A 16,703-nucleotide genomic window follows, 5' to 3' on the forward strand; every position below is an offset into this window, starting at 1 on the left:
GATGCACAGGCGTGTCAGTGCATGGCGTAGCGGCGTTCGATAAGCGTGTATTCGCCACTTTCCCGAATCGCCGCCAAGCCCTGATTGAAGCGCTCGCAATCAGCCTGCAGGCGGCAACCCAGTTTGTAGTCGGTGGCCGCAAAAATCGGATACAGAGTCAGCGGCTGGCTCACATCGACCTGGGTGTACACCTCACGATTGAAGTAACGCAGGATGCGCATATCCGATACCACCACATCTACCCGGCCACTGTAGAGCATGCGATTGCGCGCAATCTGAAAGGCTTCCTCGCGGTAGCGCGGGTTGTTTTCAGCCATGGCCTGAAACTCACTGCCCAGCAAAAAACGCGCACGCTGAAAGGCATTGACCGAATAGCCCACCAGGTCACTGATACGCTGGATCTCCAGGTTGCGCGAGCGCAAGGCCACCGCGACGTTCTGATAACGGATATAAGCATCCGAGTAAAAAATAGAGCCGCCGCTACGCTCGTTAGTGGTGGCAATAACGTCGATCTGGTCCCTGTCCAACATCAAATTCAACCGCCCCATCGGCGCGTAATAAGCCACGGGCTCCAGCCCGCCCTGTCGTGCAGCCGTCATCACAATATCGTATTCCAAGCCACGGGCTTCATTCTCAAAGATATACGGCGGCTTGTGCGTGCCAAAACCTACGCGCAGGGCATGCTGCGCCGACACCGTCAGGCTGCATAACAGCAAACAACAGACCCACAACCATTTCATGGCGATACCCGAGTTGAACCAATGCCCAGCATAGTCGGCTATGGCATGGCTATGCATTGCTCTATCACTGAGATCGGTTAATCCGAATTTGTCGACCTCAAAAGTAGCGGCTAACCTGAAGGCCGCAGCTAAACTGCCGTCTTCAGCCGCTTGCGGGCGTATTGATCAGCCATAGCACCAATCCTGCCAGGGACAGGTGCAGCAAAACGATCAACCAGAACAGCAACTGATAACTCAGTTTGCGGTTCTTGTGGCGGATCAGACGCTGCGCCAGCAACCCGCCTGGCCAGCCACCCAGCAACTCATACAGATGCAGGCGCGCCTCGGGCGTGCGCTGCTGGCCCTTGATGGCGAATTGTTTGTCGCGGTAGTAGGCGATATAGCAGATCAGGCTCATCAGCCCGTAAACCAGCGCCAGCACGGCCAGCACATTCACCCCAACCAGTAGCGGCTGAACCCGCTCGTGCCAGAGCGGCGCAACCCCCTGCAGCAGCGACGGGTAACTGGCGTAATTGCTGACACTCAAGGCCAGGTTGCTGTGGGCGATGCTGCAGGGCTGATCTGTGTAGAGCACCACACCGTCAGGCTGCACGCATTTGTGCACCGCGCCCTGCGCCTGCGCGGTGATTGCCTGCGCGGTGATTAACAGTGCAGCAAGCCAGCAGAACCAGCGGCCCACGACGTTACTCGGCGGCTGGCGTGCGGCGCTTTAGCGGCGCCAAGCCGTCCTGGCTGACCAGCACCGGCGCATCGGGTTTCGGCCGGTTGATGGTGTTGCGCTTCGGCGCCTTGGCGGCCGGCTTTTTCGTGGCGAGCTTCTTGCCGGTTTTCGGGTCGATCTTTTTCTTCTTCGGCCCAACCGCTTTACCGGACGCCTTGAGGTTTTTCGGGCCTTGGTAGATGCCCTTGAGGTCTTTGATGTTGCGGCGCTCGAAACGCTGCTTGAGGTAGCGCTCGATGCTCGACATCAGCGCCCAGTCGTTATGGCAGATCAACGAAATCGCCAGACCTTCAGCACCGGCACGGCCGGTGCGACCGATGCGGTGCACGTACTCGTCGCCGGAGCGCGGCATATCAAAGTTGATCACCAGATCCAGGCCGTCGACATCCAGGCCACGGGCCGCCACATCGGTGGCCACCAAAATTTTCACCGCACCTTGCTTGAGGCGGTCAATAGCCAGCTTGCGATCCTTCTGGTCCTTCTCGCCGTGCAAGACAAAGGTTTTGAAGTCATGGGCGACCAACTTGCCATACAGGCGGTCGGCCTGAACGCGGGTATTGGTGAAGATGATTGCCTTGTCGTAGGTCTCGTTCTTCAGCAACCACTCAACCAAGCGCTCTTTGTGGTGGTTGTGGTCAGCAGTGATGATCTGCTGACGGGTGCCTTCATTGAGCTGGCTGACGCGGTTGAGCTGCAGGTGCTCAGGCTCCTTCAGCACCTTGCCAACCACCTCGCGCAGCACTGCGCCACCACTGGTGGCGGAGAACAGCAGGGTCTGACGGTCGGCGTTGCACAGCTCGGACAAACGCTGCACGTCCTCGGCAAAGCCCATGTCGAGCATGCGGTCGGCTTCATCGAGCACCAGCACCTCGACCTCATCGAGCAGCAGATTGCCGGCGTTGGCGTGCTCGATTAGACGGCCTGGCGTGCCGATCAGAATATCCACCTTGCGCAGCATGGCGGCTTGCACCTTGAAGTCTTCACCGCCGGTGATCAGCCCGCCCTTGAGGAAGGTGAACTGCGCGAAGCGCTCGACTTCTTTGAGGGTCTGCTGGGCCAGCTCGCGGGTTGGCAGCAGGATCATCGCGCGTACGCTCATGCGCGGCTGGGAAGCGCCATCACCAAGCAAACGATTGAGCATTGGCAGCACAAAAGCAGCCGTCTTACCGCTGCCGGTTTGCGCGGTAACCCGCAGATCTTTTCCTTGCAGCGCCAGCGGAATGGCCGCCAATTGCACCGGGGTGGGCTCGACAAATTTAAGCTCGGCCACGGCTTTGAGCAGGCGTTCATGCAGGGCGAATTGGGAAAACACGGGTATACCTCGACAAAAAATCAGCAATACAGCGGCATAGATTACCGGTTCTGCCGGCTAAAAGCCCGAACGGCCTGGCCAACGGCGCCTGTAGCCCAGTTCGCGCCCCTGCAACAGGATGCTGAAACGACACGGATCGACGGCCTCCCGTCAGACCACTACGCAAGCACTGCATCACCCCGGTAGAATGCGCGCCGCCATTTAATTCCGGATGGCATGGGTTCCCTAACCCCATTCAGCAAAAAGGTGCCGTCATGCTAATTACCGCCCCTCAGCGCCTGCGCAATGCGCTCATTGCACTGGTGCTGTTCCACATCCTGATCATCATCGCCAGCAACTACCTGGTGCAGCTGCCGATCACCCTGTTCGGTTGGCACACCACCTGGGGCGCGTTCAGCTTCCCGTTTATCTTCCTGGCCACCGACCTGACTGTGCGCCTGCTGGGCAAACGCACGGCGCGCCTGGTGATCGCCCAGGTGATGCTGCCGGCGCTGCTGATTTCCTACATCGTCTCGGTGCTGTTTCAGGAAGCCAGCTTTCGCGGCTTCGGCGCATTACTGGAGTTCAACGAGTTTGTTCTGCGCATCTCCATCGCCAGCTTCCTCGCCTATGTGCTGGGGCAGATCCTCGACATCCAGGTGTTTGATCGCCTGCGCCAGCTGTCGCTGTGGTGGGTAGCGCCGACCGTATCGACCATCTTCGGCAACCTGCTGGACACCTACGCGTTCTTCTCGGTGGCGTTCTGGAACAGCAGCAACCCGTTTATGGCCGAGCACTGGGTGGAGATCGCCACGGTCGATTATGGAGTCAAGCTGGTGGTCAGCCTGCTGCTGTTCGTGCCGCTGTACGGCATGTTGCTCAATGCCATTTTGCGCATGCTGGCCGGGCGCGCTCAGGCGACCGCCTGACAAGGGGCGGCCTGCATTTCGCCTGGCTTGTAGTTAAGACCACAGCCACAAAGCGACACAGCAAGCCACTGAAACAGCTGTACAGCACAAAAGGCAGGACCTAAAAACCCGCGCTGCATCAGCAGCGCGCGCAGAGACGTGCAGAGACGTGCAGGGTCAGCGGACGCCAGAAGAACAGGATGCAGCGGGAAAATCAGATGGCCTGGGCCAATTGCGCCTTGGCCTGGCTCAAGCCCTTCTCCAGAAAGTCGCCGCCCAGGTTGAGGCCTTCGGCGTGGATAAAGCTGACATCGTGGATACCGACAAAAGCCAGCGCCTGACGCAGGTAGGGCTCCTGATGATCCTGAGTGCCGCCGGCATAAATGCCACCACGGGCGGTTAGGACAAAGGCGCGCTTGCCACTGAGCAGGCCTTGCGGGCCGGTTTCGGTGTACTTGAAGGTGACCCCTGCGCGCAGCACGTGGTCGAGCCAGGCCTTCAGGGTGCTCGGGATGGCGAAGTTGTACATCGGCGCCGCCAGCACCAGTACATCGGCGGCCAGCAGCTCGTCGGTCAGCAGATTGGACAGCGCCAGCGCGGCCTGCTCGGCGTCGCTCTGCTGCTCGGCAGGGGTCATCCAGCCGCCCAGCAGGTTGGCGTCCAAGTGCGGCACCTGATCAACCGCAAGATCACGCACCTTGATTTGATCCGCCGGGTTGGCTGCCGACCAGTTGGCGATAAACTGCGCAGTCAGCTGACGCGAAACCGAACCTTGCTGACGGGCACTGCTTTCAATTACCAGGACACTTGCCATGTTATTTGCTCCACCGAAGGGTTGTTGAACGTCGATGGAGCAAAGAATAGGGGCGCTGAATCCGATTAAAAAGCGCAATTATCTGCGCCAATCAATCTAATAATTTGATTTATAGCCAGCCCAGGCTTAGTCTCTGGACAGTCGTGTGGCCGCAACTGGCTAGTTGATTTCGCAGGTCAGCTTGATGCGCAGCTTAATAATGCTGCGGCTGAACTTCACCGCCAGATTGCTGCTTTCACCGGCAGCCAGGCTGACCTTGCGCGAACGCGGTGCTTCCGGGCCGTTGCGGAACAGCGCCGTGCACTTGGCGTCACTGCGGCCATAGTTGTACAGCTGCACGGCGCCCATGTTGTGGTCGATTTCCTGGGTAGTGGCCGAGACTTCAGCGCCATTGAGTTGTTTCTCCACCTCGATCGGATAGGCCATCACAGCCAGCGGTAGCAAGGCCAGCAGCGCACAACAGAGCTTTTTCATCAGGGCAGTCTCCGGCAAAAGACGGCCAGTTTAGGTTGATTACCTCGCTATTTGCACCCTAGAACCTGTAACCGGGAAAACACTATGAAAGCCCCCCGCGTAACCCTCGACCAATGGCGCACCCTGCAGGCGGTGGTCGATCACGGCGGCTTTGCCCAGGCCGCCGAGGTGCTACACCGCTCGCAATCCTCGGTCAGCTACACCGTGGCGCGTATGCAGGAGCAGCTCGGCGTACCGCTGCTGCGTATCGACGGGCGCAAGGCGGTGCTGACCGAAGCCGGTGACGTGCTGCTGCGCCGCTCGCGCCAACTGGTCAAACAGGCCAGCCAACTGGAAGACCTGGCTCACCATATGGAACAGGGCTGGGAAGCCGAAGTGCGCCTGGTGGTCGATGCCGCCTACCCCAACGCCCGACTGGTGCGCGCGCTCACTGCCTTTATGCCGCAAAGCCGCGGCTGCCGCGTGCGCCTGCGCGAGGAGGTGCTGTCCGGCGTGGAAGACGTGCTCAAGGACGGCAGCGCCGACCTGGCCATCAGCGCGCTGAATATCCCCGGCTTTCTCGGCGCGGAAATGAGCACCGTCGAATTTATCGCCGTGGCTCACCCCGACCACGCATTGCATCGCCTGCAGCGGGTGGTGACCTTTCAGGATCTGGAAACCCAGATGCAGGTGGTGATCCGCGACTCCGGCCGCCAGCAACCCAAGGATGTCGGCTGGCTCGGCGCGGAGCATCGCTGGACAGTCGGCAGCCTCGCCACCGCCGCCACCTTTGTTAGCAACAGCCTGGGCTTTGCCTGGTTGCCGCGCCACCTGATCGAACGCGAACTGCAAGACGGCTTACTCAAACCCTTGCCGCTGGATCAGGGCGGCAGCCGCAATCCGCTGTTCTTCCTGTACTCGAACAAGGACAAGCCCCTGGGCCCGGCCACACAGATCCTGGTCGAGCTGATCCAGCGTTTCGATGCCGCCCCGCTGAATGCAGCCTTTGCTGCGCCCCTGCCCTCGGCCTGATAAGGAGTCCAGCAGATGCCCTATTTCAATAACGACGACTGCCAGCTGCACTACGAGGAATACGGCCACGGTGCGCCAGTGCTGCTGGTCCACGGCCTCGGTTCGAGCACCCGCGACTGGGAATACCAGATTCCCGAGCTGGCCCGTCACTACCGGGTTATCGCCCTCGATGTGCGCGGCCATGGCCGCTCGGACAAACCTCGCGAGCGCTATAGCATTCAGGGTTTCGCCGAGGATGTGGCGGCGCTGATTGAGCACCTGCACCTGCCGCCGGTGCATCTGGTGGGTATTTCCATGGGCGGCATGATCGGCTTTCAACTGGGCGTGGATCACCCAGAGCTGCTGAAGAGCCTGTGCATCGTCAACAGCGGCCCGGAAGTGAAGGCGAAAAAGCCGCGCGACTATATCGAGATTGCCAAGCGCTGGAGCCTGTCGCGCCTGCTCAGCCTCGACACCATTGCCAAGGCCCTGGGCAAATTGTTGTTTCCCAAACCGGAGCAGGAGGAACTGCGCCAGAAAATCCTGCAACGCTGGCCGCAGAACGACAAGCGTGCTTACCTTGCCAGCCTGGATGCGATTATCGGTTGGGGCGTGCGGGAACGCCTGGCGCGGATCAGCTGTCCGACCCTGGTGATCACGGCCGACCGCGACTACACCCCGGTGGCGCAGAAGCAGGCCTACGTTGATGAAATGGCCAATGCGCGCCTGTTGGTGATCGAAGATTCGCGTCACGCCACACCGCTGGACCAACCCGAACAATTCAACAGCAGCCTGCTGGCCTTCCTTGCCGAAGTCGAACAGGCCGCCCCCACTGCCACGCCACAATAAGGACGACTACGTATGTTCAAGACCCTCACCCTCGCTGCCTGCTCCATCCTGTTTGCCGGCAGCCTGCTGGCGGCCGAAAACCCGAAAGTGCTGCTGACCACCAACCTCGGTGATATCGAGATTGAGCTGGATGCCGAGAAAGCGCCGATCAGCACCGCCAACTTCCTCGCCTACGTCGACAGCGGCTATTACGCCGGCACCCAGTTCCACCGGGTGATTCCGGGCTTTATGGTGCAAGGCGGCGGTTTTGATGCCGACATGCAGCAGAAAGACACCCAGGCGCCGATCAAGAACGAGGCCGACAACGGCCTGCACAACGTGCGCGGCACCCTGGCCATGGCCCGTACCCAGGTACGCGACTCGGCCACCAGCCAGTTCTTTATCAACCACAAGGACAACGCCTTCCTCGACCACGGCTCGCGTGATTTCGGCTACGCCGTGTTCGGCAAAGTGGTGACGGGCATGGACGTGGTCGACAAGATCGCCCAGGTGCCGACAGCCAACCGTGGCGGCCATCAGAATGTGCCGCGTGAGCCGGTGCTGATCACCGCAGCCAAGCGTCTCTGATAACCCCACGCGGGGTGGGCCTGCTCATCCCGCGCGTTTTTTCTGCGCAACACCCACCTGTGAGTTAGTGGGAGTATTGGCATAGCCCGGAGAGTCGGCCGGAAGATGGCGGATATAGCCGGGTGATGGCGGCGGGCCAAGTATGGCGCGGGGTTGCGGGCGGCAGGCGGTGGGTGGCGGGCCGGAACAGTGCCAAAACTGGAAAACTGCCATTTGGGCGGATTTCGCAGCGGTTATGGCACAGCTCCATGCGGCGCATCAAATCAGCCAGCCGCCTGCCCAAACCGCGCGGCCGACAATGTGCAGCTCGGCCAGGCGATCCTTGGGCACGGTCATAGGCTGGTATTCCTTGTTGTGGCTGATGATCAGCACCGAGCCATCAAACTGGCGCTGTAAGCGCTTGGCATACAGGTGCTCATCAAGCATCACTACATAAACACCCTCACCCTCAAGGGTGTTGCGGCTTTGGTCGATCATGACCGTGTCGCCGTCTTCCAGCAGGCCTGTCATCGAGTCGCCATCTACGCGCAGGCACGCCAGGTCAGCGGGCGTCAGGCCCTTCTTGCGCAGGCTATAGCGCGTAAACGACAGCTGCACTAAGACGCGGGAGCGCTCGTTCCACGCACCATTACCTGCGCTACAGCGGGCATCGTAGAGGGGAACGTAAGCGTAAGCATCGTCTTCAAGGGCCTGAGCAGGCTGCTTTTGCAGGGGCGCATCCTCTTCACCCGTGGCCAGCCACGCAATGCTTACTCCCGCTGCTCTTGCCATGACCACCAGGTTATCCGTACCAGGGAGAGAGCCTGCAAGGTACTTCCTCACCAGGCTATCGCTAATTCCGCACTCCTTAGAGAAGGCCAGAACCGACTGGGAGCCAATGGCCGCTCTCAGCCGCTCGCTGAATTTTCCGCTTTCAAGTCCAGGGGTCGAACCTGAAAGCGCTTTATCTCTTTTATTTTCTGCTTTCAAGTTCTCTCAACTCCTTGATCTGCCTATATTTTCCGCACAACTAGAACTTTAAAGTTGAAAACAAACTTGAAAGCAGCTCTTTGGTGTTGATTTTCAAGCTCTATAGTTCTATGTTTATGCCGTAGGTAACGTTAAACACCCCAAAAAACCACCCTGCCAGGTGGTTGCAATGGACGCCAAGCATGAACACAGCCGATATCCCACTTGACCCAAGCCTTCGCTGGGAATGGATCAAGTACCAGCTCCGCACCAACGGTACGTCGCTGGCCAAGCTTGCCCGAAAACTGCGCGTTTCAGGCCCAGCAGTAAAGAACGTAAAGCGTACTGCCTACCCGCGCATGGAACGGGCCATTGCCGAAGCCCTTGCCCTTGATGTTGAGAAGCTCTGGCCGGAGCGCTGGAATGCCGATGGCACCCCAAACCGTATGCGGCCAAAGCGTCCGGAAACCCTGCCAGCGCGTACTGCAAAGAATAACCCAGCTTGTGCCCTAGGGCACCGTAAAACCGGCACGGAGGCCTAGACATGCGCCACGGAAAAGACGACCGCACGTTAGACATCTTTGAAGTACCCCGAGCGGTGTTGACCGTGCCGGGCTGCGGCAACTATGCCGCCCAGGTAAGCGAGCTGGTCAGCGAGATGCTGAAAGGCTCCGAGCTGGATCGCTATGAGATTGCCGCCCGCATGTCGCGCCTGAGTGGCGACGACGTGAGCAAGAACATGCTCGACGCCTGGGCCAGCCCGGCCCGCACTGACCACAACCTGCCTTTCTATAGAGCAACGCTGCTTGAAGAAGTGTGCGCCAGCCATCTGCTGACTGATTGGCAGGTGGCACTGCGCGGTGGCCGGGTTGCCTATGGGCGTGATGCTCTGCTGGCCGAACTGGGCCGCTTGGAGCGTACCCGTGATGAGTCAGCGCGCCAGGCGCGTGAACTCAAGCGGCTTATGGGGGAGCAGCAATGAAGCCCTCACTGCTCAAACCAGGCACCTGGCTGTTGATTCGCGAGGCCTTTGGCACAGCTGAGTACCGCGCACGCTTCGAGGGCCGCACACCGGCTCAGGGCAAAGGCCGGCCGGCCCGCAACCGGCTGTTCAATCCTAATTGGGTGGGGCTAGGAGCCTGTCGGACTTTCTGACTCTTCCTTGCGCTGAAAGTATTCGCGACAATCAAGGCCCTGCAATCGAGAGCCCCGCTGATGAGCCGTTTTGTCCTTGCTGACCGAGACACTGCGTATTTACTACCGCCTTCGGTGAACGAGTGGTTGCCGGCGGATCACTTGGCGCGGTTCGTGGTCGAGGTCATCGAGCAACTCGATTTGAGCGAGCTGACTGGGCAGTATGCGGGGCGGGGTTCAGCTGCCCACCATCCGGCCGTGCTCCTGGGGCTGCTGATATACGGCTACGCCAATGGCGTGCACTCCAGCCGCAAGATCGAACGCGCGACCTATGACTCGGTAGCGTTCCGTTATCTGGCGGCCAACACCCACCCCGATCACGACACCTTGGCTACGTTCCGTCGACGTTTCCGGCAGCAGGTTGAATCGCTGTTCGTCCAGGTGCTGATGCTGGCGCGCGAGATGAAGCTGCTCAAGCTCGGTCATATCGCTCTCGACGGCACCAAGATCGAGGCCAACGCCAGTAAGCACAAGGCCTTGTCCTGGGCGCACGCCAACAAGATCGAGGCGCAGTTACGCCAGGAGGTCCAGCAGTTGCTGGCGCTGGCCGAGAACAGCGACTGCGCCGCCGTACCCGATGGCATGGATGTGCCGGCGGAGATTGCCCGGCGCGAAGATCGGCTCAGCGCGATAGCCCAGGCCAAAGCGAAGATCGAGCAACGTGCAGCTGAGCGACACGCCATTGAGCAACAGCAATTCGAGGCCAAGACGGCCAAGCGTGAGGCCCAGCGCAAGGCTGGAAAGAAACCACGCGGCAAGGATCCAGAACCGCCCGCAGCGGGCCCCAAAGACAGCGATCAAGTCAATCTGACCGATGAAGAGTCACGCATCATGCCCGTCTCCGGTGGCGGCTTCGAGCAGAGCTATAACGCTCAAGCCGGGGTCGACACCGAGACGATGCTGGTGGTCACACAGCATGTAACCCAGGCCTGCAACGACAAGCGCGAAGTGGTTCCCACGCTACAGCGCATAGCCACCTTGCCCGCCGAATTAGGCGAGGTGAAAAGCCTGATTGCGGACAGCGGCTTCTTCAGCCAGGCCAACGTGAGCGCCTGCCACGAAGCCAAGGTCGAACCGCTTCTGGCGCTCAAACGCGAGTCGCACCACACCCCGGTACTGGAGCGCTTTGCCACCGACTCGCCGCTACCACAGACGAGTAACCCAGTCGAACAGATGGCTCACCGACTGAGCACGCAAGAAGGTCGAGCGCTGTACAGGCTACGCAAACAGACGGTCGAACCGGTGTTTGGCATCATCAAGCGAGTGATGGGCTGGCGGCAGATGAGCATGCGCGGCCTGGCCAACGCCCAGGGCGAATGGAGCCTGGTGACCATGGCCTGGAACATCAAGCGTTTGCATGTGCTACGCGCGATGTAACGCGGCCGAAAAGTACGCCCACCCGCGTCCAGGCAGCTGCTCAGGTGCACGAACGGACCGCCTGGGTTCGCGATAGTCAACTCGGATGCTTAGAAAGAACGACCCCGAGCAATCAAAGACCTAAACCCGCGCTGTCATTCCTTTTCGGGTTAAGTCCGACAGGCTCCTAGACGGAGAGACTGCTTGGCGGTGGGCATACGACACCTGCGACTGGGAGGGAGGTGTAGTCCGTGCTGTTACCTTGACGTTCAACCTCTGACATAGCCTGGATGTTTGGCATTGAGGTAAATGCCAAACATCCCGCTAAAATGACTCAACTTTCCGCGCCCGGCTTGTGCCAAACACCGTGCAAACTAGTGCCAAAAGCGGCGCGCGCTTACACCACCTGAGCAAACTCGTTAACAGGCCGTTGAAAAACGTAGGCGAGGCAGTCAGCGCAAGGCAAAAACAGGCGAAAAAGCGGAGTTTACGTGCTGTAAATGAGCATTTGATTCGCTTCGCTCACCCCTTCGGGGCCGTGCTGAAGCACGTTCAGCCTCCGGCTGTGAGACCGTTTTTAGCGTGAAAGAATCCATCTGACAGACGAGCGCGAACCTGCCGGACACCAGCAAAAAAACACTCGGGGGTGGTTTAGCTCGGCAGGTAGCCGAACTTCTCCAGTGCCCTGAGCCAGCGAGCTGAATTGCGTTTGACCGACAAGGCTTCATAGTCCAGGGCGCTGTCCCGGTAGTGTTCGCGCCGCTTGAGCATGTAGTAGACGGTACGTAGCAGTTTGTGAGCCAAGGCGATGATCGCGCGCTTGTAGCCACGTCGAATCACCAGTGCCTGGAACTTGGTTTTGAATACCGATGCAGTGCGGCTGGCCGAGTGCGAGAATTCGCATAACAACCGCCGCACATGAGCATTGCCCTTACGTATCTTTCCAGGTTTGTGTTTACCTGCAGACTCGTTGTTGCCTGGACAGATGCCCACCCAGGAGGCTAATCGATCAGCGCTACCAAAGGCGTCCATGTCACTGCCGATCTCAACGATGAGTAGCGCCGCGCCGATCAAGTCAACGCCGGGCAGGGTCTGCAAAAGAGACAGGGCATTGCGCTCGCTATCGAGTTCGCTGAGCAGGCGGGCTTCGAAACGGGAAATCCGCGCTTCAAGCTCTTCAATGTGCTGCATCAACTCGTCGAGCACAAAACAGTGGCTGGCCGTCGGTTCTCCTTGCAGCGCCTCGAACAGCTCTTCACGGCTGGCCTTCAGGCGGCGCGTGGCGAACTTGAGCACTTCGTGTACGGGCTGACCCGCAATGATCGCCTTGACCATGGCCCGCGCAGAACGCCCATGCAGGTCGCTCACCACGACGCCGAGACGCACCCCGCTGTCGCTCAACACCTTGTGCAAGCGGTTCTTCTCCGAGGCCAACTGGCTGACCAGCTTCTGCCGCTGCCTGGCAATCAGGCGCAACTCGCGCAGCTTGGCCGGCGGCACAAACGAGCCACGCAAGAGCCCAGCGCGCGCCAGGATCGCCAGCCAGTGAGCATCGGCTATGTCCGTTTTGCGCCCAGGTACATTTTTGACATGCCGAGCATTGACCACCTTGGCCCTGATACCCACCGCTTCCAGGGCCGCATAGGGGCTCTTCCAGTAAACGCCGGTGCTCTCCATCACCACATCGTCCGGCTGCAGAGCCGCTACCCACTCGGCCAGCGCCCGACGATCACGCTTGAACGCGCCAAACTGACGGTGCTCGACTGTGATGCGACCATCCGTCTCTTCAATCACCGCGCAGGCAGTGATCTGGGCCTGATGCACATCCAGTCCAACCACACGTTTATAAAGGGCAATCAATTCCATACCCCACCCCTCTGCTGTCTACACTCAAGATCGGGAAGGTGGCGGTGATCGAACTGAATGAGCCTGAAGGGAACAAGTCCCCAACGGCCTATTTAGCGTTCGCTCTCGAAAGAGGCAATCCGGGGTACGAGTCAGTTCGCTGGATCATGTTAACGACGGGGTGTCTCCGCCAAAAAAACTAGCGACCTCTCACCGCCACCTTCCCTATCTATAGCTCTCTTTCATCATCAGGGGTGGCGGGGCTGCCATGACTGTTAACGCAGTATTGCCAACGCAGGTAGTTTTTCAACAGCCTGTTAGAATCGGGCGCTATTCACTGACCTAGGCAGGATGCCTGACATGCTGTTCCGCCGTTTCGAACACCTTATCGACGTTTTCAAAGCCAGCCCCGATGTCGAGCCACCGGCCGGCATGTTGGCGTTCTACGCCCACTACCTGCGCCAGGTCTGGCCGTTGATGATCGCCGTGCTGGTGGTCGGCTTCGTCGCCGCACTGATCGAAGTGGCGCTGTTCAGCTTTCTCGGTCAACTGATCGATATGACGCAGAACACCCCCAGTGGTGAGTTCTTTGAGCAGCACCAGCACACCCTGCTGTGGATGCTACTGGTGGCGCTGGTCATCCGCCCACTGGTGTTCGGCATGCACAACCTGCTGACCCATCAGACCATCAACCCTGGCCTGACCAATCTGATCCGCTGGCAGAACCATCGCTATGTGCTCAAGCAGAGCCTGAGCTTCTTCCAGAACGACTTCGCCGGGCGCATCGCTCAACGCATCATGCAAACCGGCCCGTCGCTGCGCGACTCGACGATGCAGGTGGTTGACGCGCTGTGGCATGTGCTGGTGTATGCCGTCAGCGCGTTGTACCTGTTTGCCGCCGCCGACCTGCGCCTGATTGCCCCGCTGCTGCTGTGGATAGTCGGTTACTGCGCCGCGCTCTGGTACTTCGTGCCGCGCATCAAAGAACGCTCTGCAGCAGCTTCGGCGGCGCGCTCGAAAGTCATGGGCCGGGTGGTCGACGGCTACAGCAATATCACCACCCTCAAGCTGTTCGCCCACACCCAGGTCGAGGAACACTACGCCCGCGAAGCCATGCAGGAATTGCTCGGTAAGGTGCGCCTGCAGTCACGCATCATCACCACCCTGGATTTTTTGGTGACCTGCCTTAACGGCATGCTGATCGTCGGCACCGGCGCGCTGGCGCTGTGGTTGTGGGATCAGCAACTGATCAGCACCGGCGCTATCGCCCTGGCGCTGGGCCTTGTGATTCGCATCAACGGCATGGCTGAATGGATCATGTGGGTGGTTAACGGCATTTTCGAGAACGTCGGCACCGTGCAGGACGGCATGAAAACCATCGTCCAGCCGCGCCAGGTACTCGACCAAGCGCAGGCCAAACCGCTGCAAGTCAGCCAGGGCGCCGTGCAGTTCGACAACATCCACTTTCATTACGGCAAGCGCAACGGCGTGATCGCCGGCCTGAGCCTGACCGTGGCCCCCGGCGAGAAAATCGGCCTGGTCGGCCCTTCCGGCGCCGGCAAATCCACCCTGGTCAACCTGCTGCTGCGCCTCTACGACCTGGAAAGCGGACGCATCCTGATCGACGGCCAGAACATTACCGAGGTGGCCCAGGAAAGCCTGCGCGCGCAGATCGGCCTGGTCACCCAGGACACCTCGCTGCTGCATCGCTCGATCCGCGACAACCTGCTTTACGGCAAACCCGAAGCCAGCGAAGTGCAACTGCTCGACGCCGTGAGCAAGGCCCGCGCCGACAGCTTTATCCCGCTACTGGACGACGGCATGGGTGGTCATGGTTTCGACGCGCAGATTGGCGAACGCGGGGTGAAACTCTCCGGCGGCCAGCGCCAACGCATCGCCATCGCCCGCGTGCTACTCAAGGACGCACCAATTCTGGTGCTCGACGAAGCCACCTCGGCGCTGGACTCGGAAATTGAAGCGGCGATCCAGGAAAGCCTCGACACCCTGATGCAGGGCAAAACGGTAATCGCCATCGCCCACCGCCTGTCTACCATCGCACGCATGGACCGCCTGGTGGTGATCGACCAGGGCCGCATCGTCGAAACCGGCAGCCACAGTGAGCTGATCGCCGCAGGCGGCCTCTATGCACGGCTTTGGCAGCATCAGACCGGAGGTTTTGTCGGGGTGGAGTAAAGCGCAGATCGCAGATACACCACCACCCCGTAGGAGCGGGCCATGCCCGCGAAAACGATATTGAATACACCACCATCGCCGATCCGGATCAAAGCCAGACGGCATTCCAGAACGGATAATCCCCGAGCCGCTTGACCAGCCCCGCACGCAGCGGATTGGCCACGATGTAACGGGCGACTGTTTGCAGATCCTCCTCTTCACGCAGGGCATGATCATGAAAGGCTTTCGCCCAGAGCGAACCCGCCCGGTTCAGGCTCCGATTAGCATTGCGAGAGCTGGCGGATTTAAGCCGTCCCACCACATCGCCGAGGCACTCAGCCTCTCCAAGCTGAAGCAACCAATGCGCATGATCCGGCATCAACACCCAGGCCAGCATGCGGTTATTTCTAAGCACGGCGGCGTCTTCGAAACAGCGTGCGGCTGCGCAGGCCGCAGGAAAGTGGGTAAACAGCGGTTCGCGGTTTTGAGTTGTGGTGGTGATCAGATAAGCCGTATTGCAGATAGATGCACTACCACTCCGTAATGCAGCGTGCCCCGGTGTTTGGTAGCTGTAACGCTCGTCCATAAGCGTTCTCCTTGAGAAATTCGCGGGCATGGCCCGCTCCTACGTCGAGGATAGACTGACAACACGCAGTTTCTGTAGGAGCGGGCCATGCCCGCGAAAACCCTCAGCCCTGCCGATACGGCAGCAGCTCACGGGCCTGTTCGGCATAACCACGCACGCCAAGCTGTTCTTCAGCGAGGAAGTTCGCCACGGCTGCGCGCAGGCCCGGATGGCAGAGGTAGTGCCAGGAATGGGTGATCACTGGTTCAAAACCGCGAATCAGCTTGTGCTCGCCCTGGGCGCCGGCATCGAAGCGTTGCAGGCCCTGGGCAATCGCATAGTCCATGCCCTGGTAGAAACAGGTTTCGAAGTGCAGCCGGTCGAACTCCGCCAGGCAACCCCAGTAACGCCCGTAGAGGCTGTCGCCACCGACCAGGCTAAACGCCATGGCCACCGGTCTTCCGGCCTGATGGGCGAGCACCACGCGAATCATCTCGGGCATGCGCTCGGCCAGCAGGCTGAAAAAAGCGCGCGTCAGGTACGGCGACTGGCCACGCACGCGGTAGGTATTGGCGTAACACAGGTAGACGAAATCCCACTCAAGCTCACTAAGCTGATGGCCCTCACGCCAGTCAAACTCGATGCCCTGCCCCGCCACCTGCTCGCGCTCTTTACGCATCTGCTTGCGCTTGCGCGAGCTGAGCGCGTCGAGAAAGTCCTGAAAATCCCGATAGCCGCGATTGCGCCAATGGAACTGACACCCCAGGCGCTGCAACCAGCCATCACGGCCCTGCAGCAGGGCATTTTCAGCCTCGGTGGTGAAGTTGATATGCAGGCTCGACAGGCCCTGTTGTTCCAAACCAGCGCTTAGCTCGTCGAGCAGTTGCCCGGCCGCTTCCGTTGTGCCCAGCAGACGTTGACCGGTAACCGGAGAGAAGGGAATCGCGCCGAGCAGCTTGGGGTAATAGTCAATACCGGCGCGGTGACAGGCATCCGCCCAGCCATGGTCGAACACGTACTCACCATAGGAATGACTTTTCATGTAGCCCGGCATGGCGGCCAGCAGTTGGCCCTGCGCGCCTTTTAAAAGCGCATGGGCCGGCTGCCAGCCAGTGCGCCCGCCGACGCTGCCGCTGTTCTCCAGCGCTGAGAGAAAGGCGTGACGCAAGAAAGGCTGCGCATCAGTCAGCAGGCCGTCCCACTGACTGGCGGCAATTTCATTGATGGAATTCAGTTGGCTCAACAACATCAGCAGCTCGGCGAGTCAGG

At 60.0% G+C, this 16,703-nt stretch carries 17 protein-coding genes and 1 pseudogene; 9 read left to right on the forward strand and 9 right to left on the reverse strand.

The genetic code is table 11. The annotated features are described in order from the left end of the window. Nucleotides 1-14 precede the first annotated feature (14 nt). The 3 genes and pseudogenes from AC0T4W_RS15465 to AC0T4W_RS15475 all read right to left on the reverse strand — a co-directional run bounded on the left by AC0T4W_RS15465 (nt 15) and on the right by AC0T4W_RS15475 (nt 2,773). The gene (locus AC0T4W_RS15465) at nt 15-797 is read right to left on the reverse strand and encodes a substrate-binding periplasmic protein (protein ID WP_476320389.1); all 783 of its coding nucleotides are present in this window, start codon (nt 795-797) and stop codon (nt 15-17) included. An 85-nt stretch (nt 798-882) separates the two neighbouring features. Further along, a pseudogene (locus AC0T4W_RS15470) lies at nt 883-1,152 on the reverse strand (DUF1294 domain-containing protein); the annotation flags it as partial. Between the two features lie 271 nt (nt 1,153-1,423). Then, a complete protein-coding gene (locus AC0T4W_RS15475; protein WP_476320391.1) occupies nt 1,424-2,773 on the reverse strand; it encodes a DEAD/DEAH box helicase in 1,350 nt (449 codons plus the stop codon). Between the two features lie 254 nt (nt 2,774-3,027). Between AC0T4W_RS15475 and AC0T4W_RS15480 the strand changes: the two genes are divergently transcribed. After that, nucleotides 3,028-3,681 (forward strand): 7-cyano-7-deazaguanine/7-aminomethyl-7-deazaguanine transporter, encoded by a 654-nt coding sequence (locus AC0T4W_RS15480; RefSeq protein ID WP_476320393.1) that lies wholly within the window; start codon nt 3,028-3,030, stop codon nt 3,679-3,681. A gap of 193 nt (nt 3,682-3,874) precedes the next feature. On the opposite strand, the gene AC0T4W_RS15485 is transcribed toward AC0T4W_RS15480, so the two are convergent. Beyond that, nucleotides 3,875-4,474 (reverse strand): FMN-dependent NADH-azoreductase, encoded by a 600-nt coding sequence (locus tag AC0T4W_RS15485; protein ID WP_476320396.1) that lies wholly within the window; start codon nt 4,472-4,474, stop codon nt 3,875-3,877. A gap of 159 nt (nt 4,475-4,633) precedes the next feature. Further along, nucleotides 4,634-4,948: a 3-phosphoglycerate kinase gene (locus AC0T4W_RS15490; RefSeq protein ID WP_476320398.1), complete on the reverse strand. Its 315-nt coding sequence runs from the start codon at nt 4,946-4,948 to the stop codon at nt 4,634-4,636. Between the two features lie 84 nt (nt 4,949-5,032). Between AC0T4W_RS15490 and AC0T4W_RS15495 the strand changes: the two genes are divergently transcribed. Genes AC0T4W_RS15495 through AC0T4W_RS15505 form a run of 3 tightly spaced genes read left to right on the forward strand, consistent with a single transcriptional unit; the run spans nt 5,033 to nt 7,354 of the window. Then, nucleotides 5,033-5,959 carry a PA3225 family LysR-type transcriptional regulator gene (locus tag AC0T4W_RS15495; protein ID WP_476320400.1) on the forward strand — a complete coding sequence of 309 codons (927 nt, stop codon included), beginning with the start codon at nt 5,033-5,035 and terminating at the stop codon, nt 5,957-5,959. A 15-nt stretch (nt 5,960-5,974) separates the two neighbouring features. Continuing rightward, nucleotides 5,975-6,787, forward strand: a complete 813-nt coding sequence (locus AC0T4W_RS15500) for an alpha/beta fold hydrolase (protein WP_476320402.1) — start codon at nt 5,975-5,977, stop codon at nt 6,785-6,787. A gap of 12 nt (nt 6,788-6,799) precedes the next feature. Further along, the gene (locus AC0T4W_RS15505) at nt 6,800-7,354 is read left to right on the forward strand and encodes a peptidylprolyl isomerase (protein WP_476320404.1); all 555 of its coding nucleotides are present in this window, start codon (nt 6,800-6,802) and stop codon (nt 7,352-7,354) included. A gap of 258 nt (nt 7,355-7,612) precedes the next feature. On the opposite strand, the gene AC0T4W_RS15510 is transcribed toward AC0T4W_RS15505, so the two are convergent. Further along, nucleotides 7,613-8,323 (reverse strand): XRE family transcriptional regulator, encoded by a 711-nt coding sequence (locus tag AC0T4W_RS15510; protein ID WP_476320406.1) that lies wholly within the window; start codon nt 8,321-8,323, stop codon nt 7,613-7,615. Between the two features lie 182 nt (nt 8,324-8,505). On the opposite strand from AC0T4W_RS15510, the gene AC0T4W_RS15515 reads away from it, so the two are divergent. Genes AC0T4W_RS15515 through AC0T4W_RS15530 form a run of 4 tightly spaced genes read left to right on the forward strand, consistent with a single transcriptional unit; the run spans nt 8,506 to nt 10,873 of the window. Next, nucleotides 8,506-8,844, forward strand: a complete 339-nt coding sequence (locus AC0T4W_RS15515) for a helix-turn-helix domain-containing protein (RefSeq protein ID WP_476320408.1) — start codon at nt 8,506-8,508, stop codon at nt 8,842-8,844. A 2-nt stretch (nt 8,845-8,846) separates the two neighbouring features. Next, nucleotides 8,847-9,284 carry a hypothetical protein gene (locus AC0T4W_RS15520; RefSeq protein WP_476316030.1) on the forward strand — a complete coding sequence of 146 codons (438 nt, stop codon included), beginning with the start codon at nt 8,847-8,849 and terminating at the stop codon, nt 9,282-9,284. Further along, nucleotides 9,281-9,457 (forward strand): hypothetical protein, encoded by a 177-nt coding sequence (locus AC0T4W_RS15525; RefSeq protein ID WP_476320409.1) that lies wholly within the window; start codon nt 9,281-9,283, stop codon nt 9,455-9,457. The genes AC0T4W_RS15520 and AC0T4W_RS15525 overlap by 4 nt, the downstream gene beginning before the upstream one ends. A gap of 60 nt (nt 9,458-9,517) precedes the next feature. Beyond that, nucleotides 9,518-10,873 (forward strand): IS1182 family transposase, encoded by a 1,356-nt coding sequence (locus tag AC0T4W_RS15530; protein ID WP_476315485.1) that lies wholly within the window; start codon nt 9,518-9,520, stop codon nt 10,871-10,873. 630 nt (nt 10,874-11,503) lie between these two features. Here AC0T4W_RS15530 and AC0T4W_RS15535 read toward each other — a convergent pair. Further along, on the reverse strand, nt 11,504-12,718 hold the full coding sequence (locus AC0T4W_RS15535) for an IS110 family RNA-guided transposase (protein ID WP_476316702.1): 1,215 nt from the start codon (nt 12,716-12,718) through the stop codon (nt 11,504-11,506). 339 nt (nt 12,719-13,057) lie between these two features. Between AC0T4W_RS15535 and AC0T4W_RS15540 the strand changes: the two genes are divergently transcribed. Continuing rightward, nucleotides 13,058-14,890 carry an ABC transporter ATP-binding protein gene (locus AC0T4W_RS15540; protein ID WP_476320411.1) on the forward strand — a complete coding sequence of 611 codons (1,833 nt, stop codon included), beginning with the start codon at nt 13,058-13,060 and terminating at the stop codon, nt 14,888-14,890. Nucleotides 14,891-14,978: 88 nt separating this feature from the next. On the opposite strand, the gene AC0T4W_RS15545 is transcribed toward AC0T4W_RS15540, so the two are convergent. Further along, nucleotides 14,979-15,455, reverse strand: a complete 477-nt coding sequence (locus AC0T4W_RS15545) for an REP-associated tyrosine transposase (RefSeq protein ID WP_476320413.1) — start codon at nt 15,453-15,455, stop codon at nt 14,979-14,981. A 103-nt stretch (nt 15,456-15,558) separates the two neighbouring features. After that, nucleotides 15,559-16,683: a GNAT family N-acetyltransferase gene (locus tag AC0T4W_RS15550; protein ID WP_476320415.1), complete on the reverse strand. Its 1,125-nt coding sequence runs from the start codon at nt 16,681-16,683 to the stop codon at nt 15,559-15,561. Between the last annotated feature and the right edge of the window lie 20 nt (nt 16,684-16,703).

Source organism: Pseudomonas sp. C7.1 (assembly GCF_056312395.1).

Coding starts and splice junctions, on each gene's coding strand:
- AC0T4W_RS15465 (WP_476320389.1), bottom strand. CDS start 797: ATGCATAGCCATGCCATAGCCGACTATGCTGGGCATTGGTTCAACTCG.
- AC0T4W_RS15480 (WP_476320393.1), top strand. CDS start 3,028: ATGCTAATTACCGCCCCTCAGCGCCTGCGCAATGCGCTCATTGCACTG.
- AC0T4W_RS15485 (WP_476320396.1), bottom strand. CDS start 4,474: ATGGCAAGTGTCCTGGTAATTGAAAGCAGTGCCCGTCAGCAAGGTTCG.
- AC0T4W_RS15490 (WP_476320398.1), bottom strand. CDS start 4,948: ATGAAAAAGCTCTGTTGTGCGCTGCTGGCCTTGCTACCGCTGGCTGTG.
- AC0T4W_RS15495 (WP_476320400.1), top strand. CDS start 5,033: ATGAAAGCCCCCCGCGTAACCCTCGACCAATGGCGCACCCTGCAGGCG.
- AC0T4W_RS15500 (WP_476320402.1), top strand. CDS start 5,975: ATGCCCTATTTCAATAACGACGACTGCCAGCTGCACTACGAGGAATAC.
- AC0T4W_RS15505 (WP_476320404.1), top strand. CDS start 6,800: ATGTTCAAGACCCTCACCCTCGCTGCCTGCTCCATCCTGTTTGCCGGC.
- AC0T4W_RS15515 (WP_476320408.1), top strand. CDS start 8,506: ATGAACACAGCCGATATCCCACTTGACCCAAGCCTTCGCTGGGAATGG.
- AC0T4W_RS15520 (WP_476316030.1), top strand. CDS start 8,847: ATGCGCCACGGAAAAGACGACCGCACGTTAGACATCTTTGAAGTACCC.
- AC0T4W_RS15525 (WP_476320409.1), top strand. CDS start 9,281: ATGAAGCCCTCACTGCTCAAACCAGGCACCTGGCTGTTGATTCGCGAG.
- AC0T4W_RS15530 (WP_476315485.1), top strand. CDS start 9,518: ATGAGCCGTTTTGTCCTTGCTGACCGAGACACTGCGTATTTACTACCG.
- AC0T4W_RS15535 (WP_476316702.1), bottom strand. CDS start 12,718: ATGGAATTGATTGCCCTTTATAAACGTGTGGTTGGACTGGATGTGCAT.
- AC0T4W_RS15540 (WP_476320411.1), top strand. CDS start 13,058: ATGCTGTTCCGCCGTTTCGAACACCTTATCGACGTTTTCAAAGCCAGC.
- AC0T4W_RS15545 (WP_476320413.1), bottom strand. CDS start 15,455: ATGGACGAGCGTTACAGCTACCAAACACCGGGGCACGCTGCATTACGG.
- AC0T4W_RS15550 (WP_476320415.1), bottom strand. CDS start 16,683: ATGTTGTTGAGCCAACTGAATTCCATCAATGAAATTGCCGCCAGTCAG.